Source organism: Fulvimonas soli (assembly GCF_003148905.1).
GTDB classification, from domain to species: domain Bacteria; phylum Pseudomonadota; class Gammaproteobacteria; order Xanthomonadales; family Rhodanobacteraceae; genus Fulvimonas; species Fulvimonas soli.
Genome location: NZ_QGHC01000007.1, coordinates 122,567 through 140,127 on the forward strand (window position 1 = coordinate 122,567; position 17,561 = coordinate 140,127).

General features: G+C 72.9%; 16 protein-coding genes. 6 read left to right on the forward strand and 10 right to left on the reverse strand.

Going from position 1 to position 17,561, the window contains the following annotated elements; translation table 11 throughout:
* Positions 1–222: 222 nt before the first annotated feature.
* A complete protein-coding gene (locus C7456_RS10590) occupies positions 223–2,982 on the reverse strand; it encodes a TonB-dependent receptor (protein ID WP_211306308.1) in 2,760 nt (919 codons plus the stop codon).
* Between the two features lie 417 nt (positions 2,983–3,399).
* Here C7456_RS10590 and C7456_RS10595 point away from each other — a divergent pair, with 417 nt between their 5' ends.
* Both C7456_RS10595 and C7456_RS10600 read left to right on the forward strand, forming a co-directional pair.
* Positions 3,400–4,593, forward strand: coding sequence for a murein hydrolase activator EnvC family protein (locus C7456_RS10595; RefSeq protein WP_109723722.1), 1,194 nt, complete (start codon positions 3,400–3,402; stop codon positions 4,591–4,593).
* A 92-nt stretch (positions 4,594–4,685) separates the two neighbouring features.
* The gene (locus C7456_RS10600) at positions 4,686–6,023 is read left to right on the forward strand and encodes a S41 family peptidase (RefSeq protein ID WP_109723723.1); all 1,338 of its coding nucleotides are present in this window, start codon (positions 4,686–4,688) and stop codon (positions 6,021–6,023) included.
* A gap of 49 nt (positions 6,024–6,072) precedes the next feature.
* On the opposite strand, the gene tatC is transcribed toward C7456_RS10600, so the two are convergent.
* Genes tatC through C7456_RS10620 form a run of 4 tightly spaced genes read right to left on the reverse strand, consistent with a single transcriptional unit; the run spans position 6,073 to position 8,320 of the window.
* Positions 6,073–6,822 carry a twin-arginine translocase subunit TatC gene (gene tatC, locus C7456_RS10605; RefSeq protein WP_109723724.1) on the reverse strand — a complete coding sequence of 250 codons (750 nt, stop codon included), beginning with the start codon at positions 6,820–6,822 and terminating at the stop codon, positions 6,073–6,075.
* Positions 6,809–7,312, reverse strand: a complete 504-nt coding sequence (tatB, locus tag C7456_RS10610; RefSeq protein WP_109723725.1) for a Sec-independent protein translocase protein TatB — start codon at positions 7,310–7,312, stop codon at positions 6,809–6,811. Before tatB ends, tatC begins: the two co-directional genes overlap by 14 nt.
* 15 nt (positions 7,313–7,327) lie before the next feature.
* Positions 7,328–7,570, reverse strand: a complete 243-nt coding sequence (gene tatA / locus C7456_RS10615) for a twin-arginine translocase TatA/TatE family subunit (protein WP_109723726.1) — start codon at positions 7,568–7,570, stop codon at positions 7,328–7,330.
* Between the two features lie 60 nt (positions 7,571–7,630).
* Positions 7,631–8,320: a lipid-binding SYLF domain-containing protein gene (locus C7456_RS10620; RefSeq protein ID WP_109723727.1), complete on the reverse strand. Its 690-nt coding sequence runs from the start codon at positions 8,318–8,320 to the stop codon at positions 7,631–7,633.
* Between the two features lie 113 nt (positions 8,321–8,433).
* On the opposite strand from C7456_RS10620, the gene hemH reads away from it, so the two are divergent.
* The 4 genes from hemH (at position 8,434) to C7456_RS10640 (ending at position 13,154) form a co-directional block, all read left to right on the forward strand.
* Positions 8,434–9,513 carry a ferrochelatase gene (hemH, locus tag C7456_RS10625; RefSeq protein WP_109723728.1) on the forward strand — a complete coding sequence of 360 codons (1,080 nt, stop codon included), beginning with the start codon at positions 8,434–8,436 and terminating at the stop codon, positions 9,511–9,513.
* Entirely contained in the window at positions 9,510–10,370 is an 861-nt protein-coding gene (locus C7456_RS10630) for an alpha/beta fold hydrolase (protein WP_109723729.1), read from the forward strand. Before hemH ends, C7456_RS10630 begins: the two co-directional genes overlap by 4 nt.
* A gap of 46 nt (positions 10,371–10,416) precedes the next feature.
* A complete protein-coding gene (locus C7456_RS10635; protein WP_109723730.1) occupies positions 10,417–11,214 on the forward strand; it encodes a helix-turn-helix transcriptional regulator in 798 nt (265 codons plus the stop codon).
* A gap of 71 nt (positions 11,215–11,285) precedes the next feature.
* The gene (locus C7456_RS10640; protein WP_109723731.1) at positions 11,286–13,154 is read left to right on the forward strand and encodes an aspartyl protease family protein; all 1,869 of its coding nucleotides are present in this window, start codon (positions 11,286–11,288) and stop codon (positions 13,152–13,154) included.
* 147 nt (positions 13,155–13,301) lie between these two features.
* Here C7456_RS10640 and C7456_RS10645 read toward each other — a convergent pair whose 3' ends face one another.
* The 5 genes from C7456_RS10645 to C7456_RS10665 form a co-directional block, all read right to left on the reverse strand.
* Positions 13,302–14,507: an ABC transporter permease gene (locus C7456_RS10645; protein ID WP_109723732.1), complete on the reverse strand. Its 1,206-nt coding sequence runs from the start codon at positions 14,505–14,507 to the stop codon at positions 13,302–13,304.
* A complete protein-coding gene (locus C7456_RS10650; RefSeq protein WP_109723733.1) occupies positions 14,504–15,238 on the reverse strand; it encodes an ABC transporter ATP-binding protein in 735 nt (244 codons plus the stop codon). The genes C7456_RS10645 and C7456_RS10650 overlap by 4 nt, the downstream gene beginning before the upstream one ends.
* Positions 15,235–16,800, reverse strand: a complete 1,566-nt coding sequence (locus tag C7456_RS10655) for an alpha/beta hydrolase (protein ID WP_109723734.1) — start codon at positions 16,798–16,800, stop codon at positions 15,235–15,237. Before C7456_RS10655 ends, C7456_RS10650 begins: the two co-directional genes overlap by 4 nt.
* 162 nt (positions 16,801–16,962) lie before the next feature.
* Positions 16,963–17,157, reverse strand: a complete 195-nt coding sequence (locus tag C7456_RS10660) for a helix-turn-helix transcriptional regulator (protein WP_211306309.1) — start codon at positions 17,155–17,157, stop codon at positions 16,963–16,965.
* Positions 17,154–17,555, reverse strand: coding sequence for a hypothetical protein (locus tag C7456_RS10665; RefSeq protein ID WP_109723735.1), 402 nt, complete (start codon positions 17,553–17,555; stop codon positions 17,154–17,156). Before C7456_RS10665 ends, C7456_RS10660 begins: the two co-directional genes overlap by 4 nt.
* Between the last annotated feature and the right edge of the window lie 6 nt (positions 17,556–17,561).

Below are 17,561 nucleotides of genomic sequence, written 5' to 3' on the forward strand. Positions count from 1 at the left end.
CGGCCCCGCGACGCTCCCGGCATCGTGGTTCCGCGCGTGGTTCGCCCCGACTACAGCACACTTGCTGCGATGCGTCAAAGGGTGGCGAACGGACTGCTGGACGTCCAAACGCTTGCCTGCCGCGACAGCCACCGCGCCGGGCCGGCGGCCGGCCCCGAAACAGGCGGGGCGCGCCGGTCCGGCCGGCGCGCCCCGCGATGGCCGCCCGGGGGCGGCGGACGGCTACAGCTTGAGCTTCACGCCGAGGTTGTAGAAGCGCCCGACCACGCCGGCCTGCGCCCAGGTCGGGTTGTAGTTGGCGCCGGGGCCGGCGTAGTTGGCCGGGTCGAGCGGCGCCTTGCGGTCGAACACGTTCATCACCGAGGCGGTGATCTCGAAGTGCTTGTTGATCTCGTAGCTGCCGGTGAGGTCGAAGTCGGTGAACGAGCCGACGCGGCAGCTGACCGGCAGCACCGAGATGCAGTCGCCGGGGCCGAAGCCGATGTCCTCGGCGTAGTTGTCCATGCCGCTGGTGTGGTACAGCGTGCCGGTGACGGTGGCCGGGCCCCACACCAGCGTGTTGCTCCACGACAGGCGGGTGCGCGGCGTGCCGGCGCCGGAGGACAGGTTGTACGGCCCGTGCGTGCCCACGTACTGCTGGCGCGTGCCGTCCGGCAGGGTCAGCACCCAGCTGAAGATCTGCGTGCCGGTGAACTCGCTGAGGTACTTCACGTTGTCGGCGAAGTCGAAGTGCGCCTGCAGGTCCACGTCGATGCCGTCGGTCTTGAGCGAATTGGCGTTGATGTAGGTGCCGACCACCTCGATCGGCCGCGGCAGCGCGTCCGGGTGGGCCGGGTCGGGCTTGTCCGGGATCACCGTCACGCCGGGCGCCTGCGGCAGGCCGGCGTAGTAGTTGTCCAGTGCCGAGGAGGTGTCGGCCTGGGCGATCACGTTGGTCTTCTTGATGTTGTAGTAGTCGATCGAGGCGTTCAGCCAGTCGGTCGGCTGCAGCACGATGCCGATGGTGTAGTTGCGCGCCTTCTCCGGCTTGATGTCCTTGTTGGCCAGGGTGTACTCGGACAGGCCGTAGGGCTGCACGTAGGCGTTGTTGCCGTGCGCGGCGGCGAAGTCGTCGGGCGGCGTGTAGGTGACGAAGCCCTGGGTCGAGCTGGAGCCGTTCTCGGCGAAGCTCGGCGCGCGGAAGCCCTTGGAGTAGGTGCCGCGCAGGGCGAACCAGTCCACCGGCTTCCACTTGAAGCCGACCTTGGGCGTGAAGCCGTTGCCGGTGTCGGTGTAGTGGTCGAAGCGGCCGGAGGCGTCGACCTCCAGCGACTCCAGCAGCGGCGCGTCGAACTCCGCGTAGGCGGCGGCGACGTTGCGCGAGCCCTTGGTCTGCGCGTTGCCCAGCCCCTGGAACTCGAAGTCGGGGTTGAGCGTGGGGTCGTCCTGCGCCTCGTGGCGGATCTGCGCGCCCACCGCCAGGCCGAGCGGGCCGCCGGGCAGGTCCCACAGCTGGCGGTTGGCGGAGAAGTCCAGCGCGTCCAGGTCGCTGGTGGAGGTCTTCGAGTAGCCCGGCGCCAGCGCGGCGCGCACCGCGGCGCTGTTGGAGCCCGGGTTCACGAAGCTGTAGCTGCCGGTGGTGATCGCGTCGATCAGCGCCTGGTAGTTGATGAAGCCGTACTGCTTGGTGTCCAGCCAGGTGTGGTTGATGACGCCGGTGACGTCGTAGTTCCACTCGCCCAGCGCGCCGGACACGCCCCCGACCATCCGCGCGTTGTGGTTGTCGTAGTCGAAGCCGCTGGGGATGTCGCCGAAGGCGTAGTTGATCAGCGCGTACTTGCCCTGCGCGGCATACGGGTTGTTCGGGTTGAGGCTGCCATCGGCCAGCGTGGGCGGCAACGCGATGTTGTTGGTGTTGTTGGGCGTGCCGGTCTGGATCTGCCGCGGCCCGCCCGGCGCCTCGGTCTTGGCCTCGAAGTAGCTGGCGGCCAGGTAGGCGCGGGTGTCGTCGTTGAGCTTGACGGTGAAGCGGCCGTAGATGCCGCCCTGCTCCATCGCCGGCTGCGCCTGGCCGAACAGCGCCAGCGGGTTCTGCTCGCAGTAGCTGCCGTTGGCGTCGGTGCGCGCGATCGAGTCCGGCCCGCACGGCCGCAGCGGCTGCGACAGCGCGCCGGGATCGGGCACGCCGCTGGTGATGTCGCCGGGGGTGGCCAGCGTGCCCGGCGTCACCGAGCCGTACACCGAGCCCACGCCCAGCGCCGGCTGGCCGATGTTGTTGTTCTGCCCGCCGATGCGGGTGAGGTCGAGCGTGTTGTACGGGAAGCCGCGGTCGCGCAGCCAGATCGCGTTGTCCTTCTGGTACTGCACCGCGAGGTAGCCGTTGTGGCCGTCCTTCTCCAGGTCGCCGCCGCCGGCGAGGAAGGTGGCCTTGCGGGTGAAGCCGCCGCCGTGCTGCGAGGTGCCCACGTCCACCGTGCCCTCCACGCCCTGGTAGTGCGGCTTGAGGATCACGTTGACCACGCCGGCGATGGCGTCGGCGCCGTACAGCGAAGAGGCGCCGTCCTTCAGCACCTCGATGTGGTCCACCGCCGCCAGCGGGATGGTGTTGAGGTCCACGAACGAGCGCTGGCCGTCGTCGGCCACCGCGTAGTTGGCGCTGCGATGGCCGTCGATCAGCACCAGCGTGGAGTTCACCGTGAGGCCGCGCAGCGCCACGCCGGAGGCGCCGGCGGCGAAGCCGTTGGAGAACGCATTGGGGATCGAGCCGCTGTTGTCCGCCGAGATCGCGCGCACCACGTCGGACAGCGTGGTCAGGCCGCTGCGCTCGATCTGCTGGGCGGAGATGGTGGTCACCGGCGAGGGCGTCTCCACGTCGATGCGCGGGATCGCCGAGCCGGTGACGGTGATGGTCTGCAGCTGGGTGGCCTGCTGGCCGGTCTGGTCCTGCGGCGGGGCGGAGGGGGCATTGCCGGTCTGGGCGAGCGCGGCGCCTGCGGGGGACAAAAGCAAACCAGCAAGCGCCAAAGCGAGCTTGTTACGCTTCATCGTCGTGTCCTCGTTGTGGGTTGCAACGCATCCGGGAGCCGGAGGGGATGTCGCGCAGGCGGCGTCCGAACCCTCGGATGGGGGGAAGTTGCGGGGCCAGTCTTCCACCATTGCCAAAACATCACAAGCGCTTAAGCGCGCCTTGATTTCTTTTTTTGCGGGCGCGCCGCGAATGGCACGGGTGATGCTTCAAGTCGTTGCGTCGCAACAAGAAACCGGCGCGCCAAGCCTCGCTTCCCCATGGATCGCCTGGACGTCCATACGTCCATTTGCCCCTGCCCCGCCGGCGCGCCCGCCGCTCCGTCCGACCGGACCGCCGGCGCCGCCCCGCGGCGCCATCTCGCCGCAACCGCGACGGTCGGGGATAATCCCCGGATGCCACCCGTCCACGCCGTCCGCCCCCGCCCCGGCCTGCTGGCCGCCCTCCTCCTGACCGGCGCGCTGCTGCAGTCGTCCGCCGCCGCGCGGCCGGCCGAGCGCCAGGACAAGGCCACCGCGCAGAAGGAACTGAACGAGGTGCGGCAGAAGATGGAGGCGCTCAGCCGCGAGCAGGCGCAGACCGCCGCGCGCCGCGACAGCATGAACGCCGCCCTCGCCAGGCAGGCCGAGGCGCTGGCCGCCGCCGCCCGCGCGGTGCGCGAGACCGACGCCGCGCTGGCCGCCAAGCAGCAGCAGCTCGACCAGCTGCAGCGGCAGCGCGCCGAACTGCAGTCCCGCCTGGACGGCCAGCGCGCCGCCATCGCCGAGCTGCTGCGCGCCACCTACGCGCTGGGCCGCGGCTCGGACCTGCGCCTGCTGCTGGGCGACCAGGACATCGCGCAGATCGCCCGCGCGCTGGCCTATTCCAAGTACTTCCAGCAGGACCGCGTGCAGCGCGTGCAGGCGCTGATGGGCGACCTGGCCAGGCTGCAGGAGCTGGAAGCCTCGATCGACGCCGAGCGGCAGGCGTTGCTGGCGACGCGCGCCGAGCGCGAGCAGCGCGCGCAGGCGCTGGCGCAGCAGCGCGCCGCGCGGCAGAAGCTGGCCGCGCAGGTCGACGCGCAGTACAAGGACCAGGCGCAGCGGCTGGCCGCGCTGAAGCAGAACGAGGCCTCGCTCAACCAGCTGCTGGCGAAGATCCAGCAGGCCATCGACGAGGCCGCCCGCGAGGCGGCGCGCCACGCCCGGCCCAGCCCGGCCGCGCCGGGCGTGCCGTCCGGCAAGGGCACCGCGAACATCCGCGGCAGCCTGCCCTGGCCGGCCGCCGGGCCGGTCAACAGCTACGGCAACGGCGTGCTGATCCGCGCCCCGGCCGGCAGCGAGGTGCACGCGGTGGCGCGCGGGCGGGTGGTCTACGCCGCCTTCCTGCGCGGCTACGGCATGCTGATCATCCTCAACCACGGCGACGGCTGGATGAGCATGTACGGCAACAACGAGAGCCTGCTGCGCGGCGTCGGCGACCAGGTCGAGGCCGGCCAGGCGCTGGGCACCGCCGCGCCGCCGCTGGGCGACAACACCGGCGTGTACTTCGAGCTGCGCCGCAACGGCCGCCCGGTCGACCCGCGCAGCTGGCTGGCGCGCCAGCGTTGACGCCCGGCCCGCGTTGGGCGGAGCATCACCGGCACGGAATTCCGGCCGCCGCCGGCGGTCGAACCACGCAGCCTTTCCCCACGGAGTCCCCCATGCGCCTTACCACCTGCGGTCTGCTCGCCCTGCTGCTGGCGGCCCCGGCGCTGCCTGCGCAGACCGCGCCCGCGGCGGCCGCCAGCGCGCCGGCCGCGGCCGGCACGGCCGCCGGCAAGCCCGACCGGGTCGACCTGGACGACATCCGCAACTTCAGCCGCGTCTACGAGGTGATCCGCCAGGCCTACGTGGAGCCGGTGGACAACAAGACGCTGATGAACGCCGCGATCAGCGGCATGCTGAGCGGCCTGGACCCGCACAGCGAGTACCTCGACAAGGAGGGCCTGGCGCAGCTGGACGAGGACACCACCGGCCAGTACAGCGGCCTGGGCATCGAGGTGCTGCAGGTGGACGGCAGCCTGCGCGTGGTCGCACCGATCGACGACACGCCCGCCTCGCGCGCCGGCATCAAGCCGGGCGACACCATCGTCAAGATCGACGGCAAGGCGGTGGACGCGGACAACGCGGACGACATGTTCAAGCGCCTGCGCGGCGAGCCCGGCAGCAAGATCACGCTGACCGTCGTGCACGAGAACGGCGACAAGCCGGTCGACTACCACCTGGTGCGCGAGAAGATCTCGCTGACCAGCGTGAAGATCCGCCCGCTCGAGCCCGGCTACGCCTACATCCGCATCAGCCAGTTCCAGGAGGACACCGCCGACGACCTGGAGAAGAAGTTCGCCGACTACGCGAAGAAGAACGGCGCGCCCAGGGGCGCGGTGCTGGACCTGCGCTCCAATCCCGGCGGCCTGCTCACCGCCGCGGTGGCGGTGAGCGACGACTTCCTCGACGGCGGCACCATCGTCACCACGCGCGGCCGCCTGCAGGACGCCAACATGCAGTTCTCCGCGCACCCGGGCGACCTGCTCAAGGGCGCGCCGATCGTGCTGCTGGCCGACAACGGCACCGCCTCGGCCGCCGAGATCGTCGCCGGTGCGCTGAAGGACAACCACCGCGCGCTGATCATGGGCCGGCGCACCTTCGGCAAGGGCGTGGTGCAGACCGTGCTGCCGCTGGACGCCGACCACGCGGTGAAGCTCACCACCGCGCGCTACTACACGCCCAGCGGCACCTCCATCCAGGCCGAGGGCATCAAGCCGGACATCGCGCTGGCGGACCTGGCGGTGAACAAGGCCGAGAGCCCGGCCACCCTGATCACCTCCGAGGCGGACCTGAAGAACCACCTGGCCAACGAGGACGGTTCGGCCAAGGACATCGACAACGACGGCAGCGCCGAGAACGCCAGGCTCGCCACCGAGGACTACGCGCTGTCGCAGGCGCTGAACGTGCTCAAGGGGCTGGCGCTGGGGCGCGGCGCGCCTTCGCCCGCGCGCTGAGCCAGCGCGGCCGGAGGCCGCTCCCGCAAAAAAGAAAAGCGGTGGTCTCCTAGCCTTGGACCGCCGCCGGCCGCAGCAGCCAGCGCACCGCCAGCACGCCCAGCTCGTAGAGCAGGCACATCGGCACCGCCAGCATGATCATCGAGGTGATGTCCGGCGGGGTGATCACCGCGGCGATGGCGAACGCGCCGACGATGGCGTAGCGGCGCCCGCTGCGCAGCTTCTCCAGGTTCACCACGCCGACCGCGGCGAGGATCACCACCGCCACCGGCACCTCGAAGCACAGGCCGAAGGCGAAGAACATCAGCATCACGAAGTCGAGGTAGTGGGTGATGTCGGTCATCATCTCCACGCCCTGCGGCGTCACCGCGGTGAGGAAGCGGAACGCCGCCGGCAGCACCAGGAAGTAGGCGAACGCGCAGCCCAGGTAGAACAGCGCCAGCGCCGCCGCCAGCAGCGGCCGCGCCAGGCGCTTCTCGTGGCGGTACAGGCCGGGGCTGACGAAGGCCCACAGCTGGTACAGGATCATCGGCATGCTGATGAACAGCGCCGCGTAGAAGGCCAGCTTGAGCGGGGTGATGAAGGGGCTGGCCACCTCGGTGGCGATCAGGTGCGCGCCCTCGGGCAGGCGCGCCACCAGCGGCGCGGCCAGCTCCGCGTACAGGCGGTTGGCGAACGGCACCAGCGCCAGCAGCACCAGCAGCACGGTGGCGCAGGCCTTGAGCAGGCGCGAGCGCAGCTCGATCAGGTGCGAGAACAGCCCCTGCTGCAGGTCGAATTCGGGCTCAGGCGCCGCCATGCGTGGGTTCCTTGCGCGGCGCGGCGGCGGAAGCCGGCGGCGCGGCGGGGGCGTCGGCGAACAGGTCGCCGGTCGGGTCCGGCTCGTCCGGCGGCGCGATCGCGGCGGCGGCGTCCGGCTTCGCGGCATCCCTGCCACCGCCGGCATCGGCCGGCGCGGGCCCGGCCCCGGACAGCGCCTCGGCGGCCTCGGCGAACGGCGCGCTCACCTCGGCGCGGGTCCGCTCGGCCGCCTCGCGCACGCCGTGCACGGCCTCGCGCACCTGCGCCTGCGCGGCCTCGGCCTGCGCCGCCGCCTCGCGCGCGGCGCGGCGGATCTCCTCCACCTCCAGCTCGCGCTCGACCTCGGCGCGCACGCTGTCCCAGCCCTGGCGCACGCGGCGCAGCAGCGCGCCCGCGGTGCGCGCGGCGCCGGGAAGCTTCTCCGGCCCCAGCACGATCAGCGCCACCAGCGCCAGCAGCAGCAGCTTGGCGAAGCTGAGCTCGATCATCGCGCCACCGCGCGCTTACTTGGTTTCGCTGGAGTCGCGCTGACCCTGCTTGGCGTCGGCGCCGGCCGGCGGGTCGGCGCGCAGCTTCTCCTGCGCGGCCGCGTCCTTGCCGCCGTCCTCGTCGTCGTGCAGCGCCTTCTTGAAGCCGCGCACCGCCTTGCCCAGGTCGGGGCCGATCTTGGTCAGCTTGCCGGTGCCGAAGATCACCAGCACCACGACCAGCAGGATGATCCAATGCCAGAAACTGTCCAGACCCATGTTCAACCTCTGTCACGGCCCGCCGCCGATGGCGGGGGCCTCGATCGTCGTTAAGGGGAATCAGCGCGCAGTGTACTCCTCCAGGCGGTCGCGGAAGTCGACCACCGGGCCGGGCACGTTGCCGACGCCGCCCTCGAAGATGCGCCGCGGGGTGATGCCGGCGCCGTAGACCGCCGCGTTGGCGTCGTAGTCGATGCGCAGCGCCGAGCCGTCCAGCGCCACGCCGGCGAACAGGCCGCGCGAGCGCGAGTAGGAGTAGATCTCGGCCTTGAGCTGGCTGTCGGTGGCCGCGCTGGCGGTGCGCCCGACCGGGCCGGCGGCGGCGGCGGCGTCCGCGCCCAGGGTGAACTTGCCGTCGACGATGGAATCCACCCCGCGCTGGGTGCGGAACACCAGGATCACGTCGGTGGAGGACACGCCGGCCTGGAAGCCGATGCTGCCGCCGGTCATGGTGATGAAGCTGGGGTTGGACCAGGTGCCGTCGGCGGTCTTCACCGAGATCAGCCCCTCGCCGCGGCGGCCGCCGAAGATGAAGCCGGCCTTGACCAGGTCGGGGATCACCGCGATCGCCTTGGCGTCGCGCAGCAGGTCCTGCGGGATCGCCTTGTCCGGCGCGGCCATGATCTCGTTGAGCACGCGCACGGCGTTCTTCGCGCGCACCAGCGGCGGATCCTCCGCGTGCGCGGCCATCGCGGGCAGCAGCAGGGCGAGGGCGAGAAGCGACAGACGGCGCAGGGATGCTTTCAACATGGGTGACTCCACTCCAGTTCCCGGAAACGACGACGCGGCTGCGACCGCGCGACACGGCGCGCCGCGAAGACCTTGTGGCAGACTCTGCGGCTCGTCCCGCCGCCGCCGCCACGATGCCAAGCAGTCACTATACCGGCCCCGCCGGCCATTCCCACGACCGCCCGCCGGCCGAGACTGGCGTACTGCTGGTGAACCTGGGCACACCGGACGCGCCGACGGCGGCGGCGGTGCGCCCCTACCTGGCCGAGTTCCTCGCCGACCCGCGCGTGATCGACTACCCGCGCTGGCTGTGGCGGCCGATCCTGCACGGGGTGATCCTGCGCGTCCGGCCGCGGCGCTCGGCGCATGCCTATGGACGCATCTGGACGCCGCAGGGTTCCCCGCTGCGCGTGGGCAGCGAGGCGCTGGCCGCGGCGCTGCAGGCGGAGCTGGACCGGCGCCGGCCGGGCGCCGCGCGCGTGGCGCTGGCGATGCGCTACGGCCGGCCCCCGGTGGCCGCGCAGGTCGAGGCGCTGCAGCGCGCGGGCGCGCGCCGCCTGCTGGTGCTGCCGCTGTACCCGCAGTATTCGGCCACCTCCACCGGCTCGGTGATCGACGCGGTGGCCGATGCGTTCAAGCGCCTGCGCTGGCCGCCGGAGCTGCGCATCGTCAACGACTACCACGACGACCCCGCGCACATCGAGGCGCTGGCGCGGTCGATCGAGCGCTGGTGGGCCGCGCACGGCCGCGGCGACAAGCTGCTGCTGTCCTTCCACGGCATCCCCGAGCGCTACGTGCGCCTGGGCGATCCCTACCTCGACCAGTGCCAGGCCACCGCGCGCCTGCTGCGCGCGCGGCTGGGGCTGGACGAGGCAGCGCTGCAGGTCAGCTTCCAGTCGCGCGTGGGCCGCGAGGCCTGGCTTTCGCCCTACACCGACGCCACCGTGCGCCGGCTCGCCGGCGAGGGCGCGAGGCGGCTCGACGTGGCCTGCCCCGGCTTCGCGGTGGACTGCCTGGAGACGCTGGAGGAGATCGCCATGCAGAACCGCGACTTCTTCCGCGCGGCCGGCGGCGAGGAACTGCGCTACATCCCCGCGCTCAACGACGCCCCCGCGCAGGTGGCGCAGCTGGCCGGCCTGGTGCTGCGCCACGCGCAGGGCTGGCCCGGCTTCGCGGCGGACGGCGCCGCGGCCGGGGCGCGACCGCCCGCATGACGCCGCGCCCGGCCGCGCCGACCGAGCTCCGCCTCGCCCTGCCGCGGCTCGCGCTGGCCGCGCAGTGCTGGGGCGACGCCGGCGCGCCGCCGCTGCTCGCCCTGCACGGCTGGCTGGACAACGCCGCCAGCTTCGCGCGGCTGGCGCCGCGGCTCGCCGCGCGCTGGCGGGTGATCGCGCCGGACCTGCCCGGCCACGGCCGCTCGGACCACCTGCCGCCCGCGGCCGGCGGCTACGCCTTCGCCGACTACGTGCGCGCCGTGCTGGAGGCGCTCGACGCGCTGGGCCTGGCGCGCTGCGCCCTGCTCGGCCACTCGATGGGTGCCGGCATCGCCTCGCTGGTCGCCGCCGCCGCGCCGGGGCGCGTGGAGCGGCTGTGGCTGATCGAGGGGCTGGGCCCGCTCGGCGACGACGGCGCGCACACCCTGCAGCGCTTCCGCGAGGCGCTGGCCGCGCCGGCCGACGGCAAGCCGCTGCGCCGCTACGCCGACGTCGGGCAGGCGGTGCGCGCGCGCAGCGTCGCCGGCGGCCTGCGCGCGGAGCTGGCGCGACCCATCGTCGAGCGCGGCCTGCGCGAGGCCGAGGGCGGCGGCTGGCAGTGGCGCAGCGACCCGCGGCTCACCCGGCCCAGCGCGGTGCGCCTGGCCGAACCGCAGGTGCGCGCCCTGCTCGCCGGCATCGAGGCGCCCGCCGCGCTGCTGCTGGCGCGCCCGGCCACGCCCTACCTGCCCGAGGCGATGATGCGCGAACGCGCCGCCTGCGTGCCGCGCATCGCGGTGGCGCACCTGGACGGCGGCCACCACCTGCACCTGGAGCATCCGGCCGCGGTCGCCAGGTGGATCGGCGCGGCCGCCTGACCGGCGCCACATGCAGCCGCCGCCGCGCCGCCCTAGACTGCCCCCCATGCGGCACCTGCAACGCGCCAACTACGGACGGCCAGACCACCTGCGCCACACGGACGGCCTGCAGGTCTCGTCCACGCCCTACGCTGGCAACGGTGCCCTGCCCCGGCACGAGCACGACGAACCCTACCTGTGCCTGGTCGCGGCCGGCGGCTACCGGCAGGATTCGTCCGCGGGCGAGCACGACTGCATGCCGGGTCTGCTGCTGACGCATCCGCGGGGACACCGCCATTCCAACCGCTTCGGACCTGCCGGCGCGCGCTGCATCAGCATCTTCTTCGACGGCCAACCCGGCGGCGGCATTGCGCGGCTGCTCTCCGACCATCGCCGGTTCCGCCTGCCCGGCGCCGACCGGCTCGCCGCGCGAATCGAAGACGAGCTGCGCGCGACCGACGACGCGGCTCCGCTGGCCCTGCAGGCGGCCGTGCTGGAACTGGCGGCGCGGGCCTGCCGGATGGAAGGCGAGCAGCGCCCCGCATGGCTGGAGCGGGTGCGGCAACGCCTGCACGACGATCCGCTCGTCGCGCCGTCGCTGCACGAGCTGGCCGCACTGGCGGGCGTGCATCCCGCGCATCTGGCGCGCAGCTTCCGGCGAGTGCACGGCGTCCCGGTGGGCGAATACCTGCGCGGCCTGCGCGTCGAGCTGGCGCGCCGGGCATTGCGCGACGCGCGCCTCTCCATCGCCGAGGTGGCGGCCGCGACGGGCTTCAGCGACCAGAGCCATTTCGCGCGAGTGTTCCGGCGTGCCGTCGGGCTGACGCCGAGAGACTACCGGAGCCGGATGCAAGGCGCGTCCTGATCGGTCACGCGCGTGCTAGACCGCGCCGCTCGCCGCCGGTGAGCATGGGACTCCCCGCGAGGAGCTTTCCCATGACGCGATGCACCCGCCTTCTCCTGCTGCTGGCCTGGCTGCCGGGCCCCGCGCTGGCGGCCGACGACGGCGCGTCCCGGCTACTGGACATGCTGCGCCAGGCGCACGGTGGCGCCCGGTGGCACGCGGTGGGCGCCCTGCTGGCCGATGGGCGCGAGTCGAGCGCGGGGCTCGACGGCCCCTGGCAGTCCGTCGTCGACCTGCGCAGCGGCCGCTACCGCGCACAGGCGCGCAACGCGCTGTTCGCCACGGCGGAAGGCGCCGACGCGTCCGGACACTGGCGGCAGGACGATTCGGGCCTGCTGCATCCGCTCGACTCCGGGGAGGCGAAGACCGCCGCCATCGGCGAGGACTGGCTGCGCCGCTACGGCTTCATGAGCGACGCCGGCGCGGTGGCCTACCGCCGGCTGCCGGACGCGGAAGAGGCCGGCCGGCGCTATCGGCGCCTGGAAGCCACGCCGGCCGGCGGCCGCGCGCTGGTCCTGTGGATCGATCCGGCCAGCCATCGGGTGGATCGCGCGGTGTGGCGGCGCTCCTTCGTGACCGTCACCCGGCGCTTCGCCGACTACCGCGCGGTCGGCGGCCTGCAGTTGCCGTACCGCATCGCCACGTCAGCCGTCACCGTCACCGGCGCCAACGACGGCGAGAGCGTGGACACGGTGACCGGCTATCGCGTGCTCGGCACGGGGGCCGTGGTCGACACGCGGCGTCCCGACAACAGGGTGACCGACGTGGCGATGGCCGGCGGCGCCCGCGCCGCCGTCACGCGGATGCGCGTCGAAGGCGGCATGGTGCTGGTGGACGTGGCCATCGACGGCGGCGCGCCGATGCCCTTCATCCTGGACACCGGCGGCCATGCCATCCTCACCAGCGACGCGGCGCGCAAGCTGGGCCTGAAGACGCAGGGCGAGGGCGTCAGTGCCGGCTCCGGTCCCGGCTCGATGCGCACCGCCTATGCCCGCGTCGGCGATACCGCGCTGGGCGCCGCGCACGTGCGCGACCTGGTCTACCTGGTGATGCCCTATCCCTACAGCTTCTACGAGCGCGGCGAGGGCAAGGCGCCGATCGCCGGCCTGCTGGGACTGGAAATCTTCGAGCGCTTCGCGGTGAGCTTCGACTACGACAAGGGCCAGCTGCGCCTGCAGCCCTACGACCAGGGCGCCGCACCGCCGCAGCCCGACGGCGACGCGCTGGCGCTGAGCTTCACCGACGACATGCCGCTGGTCGCGGCCACCCAGGACGGCCATCGCGGCGTCTTCGGCATCGATACCGGCAACTCCGGCTACCTGCTGACCTTTCCGCAATGGGCCGAGCGCGAGGGCATCGCCGCGCGCTACGCTGCCGGTGCGCCCTTGCCCACCGGCGGCGTGGGTGGCCTGTTCACCGCGCACATCGCCCACGCCCGCAGCTTCACGCTGGGCCGGCAGCGGGTGGCGCCGCTGGTGGCCATGTTGACCCGCGGCGACGCCGGCGCGACCGGCAATCCCAGCGAGGCCGGCAACATCGGCCAGGACATCCTGGCGCGCTTCAACGTGCACTTCGACTACCGCCGCCAGCAGATGGTGCTGACGTCCCGCGCGAAACCCCCGGCGTGGCACTACGGCATGGCCGGCTTTCGCGCGGCCAAGCAGGCGGGACAGCCGGACCGCTACCAGGTCATCGACGTGACGCCCGGCGGCCCCGCGCAGCTGGCCGGCCTCCGGCGGAACGACGCGATCATGGCGGTGAACGGCAGGCAGGCCGCGACGCTGGGGCTGGGCGAGCTGCGCGACCTCACCAGCCACCTGCCGGAAGGCACGGCGGTGACGCTCACCCTGGCCGACGGCCGCGTGCTGGAAATGCGGGCGCGCGATCTCGCGGCCAAGTAGCGCCCCGGCGACGGGACGGGCACGCGACGGCACCGGGGCGGCCGGGGATGCCGTCACGCACGGCGCCCCGGCCACGGCCCGTCCGGACCCCGCACGTCCTCGGCCGCGATGCGCCTCGCCCTCCCTCGGCGGGCCCGTCCACGCGCTTCAGGCCGAGATCGCCAGCCGCTCGCTGCGGTACAGCTGCACGGTGGCGCCCGCGGCGAGCAGCGCGGCCAGCGCGGTGCCGCCGAGGCACATGGCCAGCGACTGCGGCGACAGGCCGTTGCCGCGCACCAGGTCGAGGATGCCGAGGTGCTGGCCGAGCAGCGGCACCGCGTACATCCAGCCCTGCGGCTTGAACGGCAGCATCATCAGCATGATGCTCGGCAGGAGCGGCAGCATCATCAGGAACGACAGGTAGGTCTGCGCCTCGCGGTAGCTCTTGGCGAAGGCCGCCACCATCGACTGCAGCGCCGCCAGCAGCACGATCATCGGCAGCTGCAGCAGCAGCACGCGCAGGGCGAAGCCGGGGCCGAGGTCGATCTCCATGCCCAGCTTCTCGGTGGGCACGAAGCCGCCGATCACGCCGAAGGCGAGCAGGCAGATCACCAGGCTGGCGGCGGAGAACGCGCAGATCGCCGCCAGCTTGCCGAGGAAGATCTTCCAGCGCGGCACCGGGTTGGCGAACAGCGGCTCCAGCGACTGCCGCTCGCGCTCGCCGGCGGTGAGGTCGATCGCCAGGTACATGCCGCCGATGAAGATGGTCAGCACGAACAGGTACGGCAGCATGTTGAACATCAGCACCGCGCGCGACTGCGCGGTGGCCTGGTCGCGCTTGGCCACCTGCACCGGCACCGCCACCGCGGGCGACAGCCCGCGCGCCACCAGCCGCATCGCGCCCTGCTGGCGCGAGTAGGTCTCCAGCAGCTTGGTGACGCGCTCCACCGGCGTGTCGGCGCCGCGCTGGGAGGAGTCGTAGATCACCTCCACCTGCACCGGCTCGCCCTTGCGCCAGGCCTTGGCGTAGCCGGGCGCGATGCGCAGCACCAGGTCGGCGTCCTGCCGGCGCACCGCCTCCTCCGGGTCCGCGACCGCCGGCTGCGGCACGATGCCGCCGGCCTTCAGCGCGTCGACCAGGTTGGGCGCGTACTGCGCGCCGATCAGCGGTACCGCGAGCGGCTTGTCGGCCTTGTCCAGCTGCTGGTTGATCGAGATGTTGACCAGCATGACGAACAGCAGCGGCGTCAGCAGCGGGCCGGTGAGGAAGGCGCTGGTGAGCGTGCGGCGGTCGCGCAGGTTCTCGCGCACCTCCTTGAGGAACACGGTGAGGAAGCCGCGCGCGCGGCGCAGGGGCTGGGTGGCGGCGTTCATGCGGCAAGGCCCTCCTCGCTGCCGATCAGTCTCACGAAGGCGTCCTCCAGGTTGGCCTGGCCGGTCTGCGCGCGCAGCGCGTCGGGGGTGTCGTCGGCGACCACGCGGCCGCGCGCGATCACCACGATGCGGTCGCACAGCGCGCCCACCTCCTGCATGATGTGGCTGGAGAACAGCACGCAGCGCCCTTCCGCCTTCAGATGCAGCATGAACTGGCGCAGCGCGCGCGTGGCCATCACGTCCAGCCCGTTGGTCGGCTCGTCCAGGATCACGTTGCGCGGGTCGTGCACCAGCGCGCGGGCGATCGCGGTCTTCACCCGCTGCCCCTGCGAGAAGCCCTCGGCGCGGCGGTCGGCGATGTCGGCCATCTCCAGCGCGGCGACCAGCGCCTCGCGGCGCGCGCGCAGCTCGTCCTCCGGCAGGCCCTGCAGGCGGCCGAAGTAGTCGATGTTCTCGCGCGCGGTGAGGCGCTTGTACAGGCCGCGCGCGTCCGGCAGCACGCCGAGCCGGCGGCGCACCGCCAGCGGATCGGCCGCCGCGTCGACGCCGTCCACCAGCACCTGGCCGCGCTCGGGCGCCATCAGCGTGTAGAGCATGCGCAGCGTGGTGGTCTTGCCGGCGCCGTTGGGGCCGAGCAGGCCGGTGATCTGGCCGTCGCGGGCGGCGAAGCTCACCCCGTCCACGGCCTTCACCGCGCCGAACGTCTTGTGCAGGTCCTTCACTTCGATCACGGCGTGGCTCCATTGAAGTCGATGAACAGCGGGGCGGGCTGCAGCCGGTCCAGGCAGGAGGCGTCGAGCTTCTTCGGTTCGAGGTCCTCGATGAAATGCTTGACCAGCTCCGGCGCGCAGCCGGCGCCGATCACGTTGTGCCCCTGCCCCTTCAGCACCAGGTGGCGCCCGTTGGGCAGGCCCTCGAGCACTTCCTCGCCGTAGCGCGGCGGCGTCACCGGGTCGTACTGGCCCGACAGCAGCAGCGCGGGAACGTCGCTGCGCAGCGGCCGGTGGAAGTCGGCCGGGCGCGCGCCCCTCGGCCACACCGAGCAGACCGCCTGCAGCGCGTCGATCATGCGCGTGCCGAGGATGGTGCCGGCGTCCTGCGGGCGCGGCGCCAGCAGGTCGGCGTCCTCGCTGCAGATCACCGAGGACTGCATGCCGCCGTTCATGGTGTCCGACAGGTCGCCCGAGAGCAGCTTGGCCTGGCCCAGCAGCGGGCCGACGTCGCCGTGCGCGGCCGCGTCGATCGACAGCGGCAGCAGCGCCGCGGTGAGCGGCGAATAGGCGAACATGCGCACCACGCTGGCCAGCGAGGCCTCGCTCAGCGTGCGCTGCACGCTCTGGTAGGTCTGCGGGTCGCGGAAGCTGACCTTGTGCGGGTTGGCGCGCAGCGCGTCGCGCAGCTGGTACAGCGTCTGGTACGGGTCGCCGAAGCGCGCCTTGCACTCCGGCTCGGCGGTGCAGCGGGCGAACTGCGCCTTCAGCGCGTCGTCCAGGTTGCGCGCGAAGTCCTCGCCCAGCACCAGGCTGTTCGGCGCCACGCCGTCCAGCACCAGGCTGCGCACCGCATCCGGGTGGCGCATGGCGTACTGCTGCGCCACGCGCGTGCCGTAGGAGATGCCGACCAGGTCGAGGCCGGGCGCGCCCAGCGCCTGGCGCGCTTCCTCCAGGTCCTGCACCGCCACCGTGGTGGTGTAGTAGCGCGGGTCGGCCCTGGCCTCGACCTCCTTCAGGCACTGCGCGGTCTCCTCGCGCAGCTTCGCCGGGTCGAACGCGGCGTCGCCCTCGGCGCCGTCGGGCGCCTTGCAGTCCAGCGGGTTGGAGCCGCCGGTGCCGCGCTGGTCCAGCAGCAGCACGTTGCGGTGCGCCAGCAGCGGCTGCAGCGCCGGCGCCACCTGCGGCCAGGTCTCGGTGGCCGCTTGGCCGGGGCCGCCGGCCAGCAGCACCAGCATGTCCTTCGCCGGCACCTGCGCCTGCGAGCGCACCACCGCCAGTTTCAGCCTGATGCGGCGGCCGTGCGGGTCGGCGCGGTTCTCCGCCACCTCGAACGGCGCGCACCAGGCCGCCGCGCTGAGGCCGCTGTTCGGCTGGCCCAGCTCGCAGGCGGTCAGGGTGAGGCGGCCGAGCCGCCAGGTGCGCGGCCTGGCCGGCGCCGCCGGAGCGGCGGGAGTGTCCGTCGCGGTCGCGGCGGATGCCTCGGCCGGCGGCTGCGACGGGTGGAACTGCTTCCACGCCAATGCGCCGATCGCCACCGCGAACACCGCGACGCGAAAGGCCGTGCGACCCTTGCTTGCCATCTCTCGCTTGCTCCTCATGCCCAGGTTTGTCCGGACCGCGACCGCCCGTGGCGGCGGCGGCGTGCCCGCGCGCGGGCCGGCGGCCCGCCCGCCGCCGTCACCGGCGGCGCGAACGGCGTTTCACTGCGTCTTCCCACTTCCCGTCTCCCATGCGTCCGGCGCTCAGGCGTCCGGCTCGAAAATCGCCTCGATCGGCCGCCCGAACAGCCTGGCGATCTTGAAGGCCAGCGGCAGGCTCGGGTCGTACTTGCCCGTCTCGATCGCGTTGACGGTCTGCCGCGACACGTCCAGCCGCTCGGCCAGATCGGCCTGCGACCAGCCCTGCTCGCCGCGCAGCTCGCGCACCTGGTTCTTCATGCACGCAGGTACCGCCGCATCACCCACCACTTCGCCAGGCCGTAGGTGGCGAAGAAGCACGGCAGCACCCACAGCGCCACCGCCGCCGCCGACCACCGCGGCCAGCCGCCGGCGCCCAGCACCAGCCCCAGCGTGAAGAAGCCGAAGCTGGTGGACAGGGCGGCGACCGCGATCGCCTCCAGGTCGATGCGCCGCTCCAGCTCGTCCTGCTCGCGCAGCACCCGCACGAAGGCGCGGATCGCCACCGCCAGCGGCAGCAGCGGCACCAGGGCGAGCAGCGCGCGCGGCGCGGCGCCGGGAATCAGGCGCGCCACGAAGCCGTAGGCGACCATCAGCGCCACGTAGACCGCCATCGCCGGCAGGAAGCGGCGCAGGTAGCGCCTGTGCACCTCACGCATCGCGCG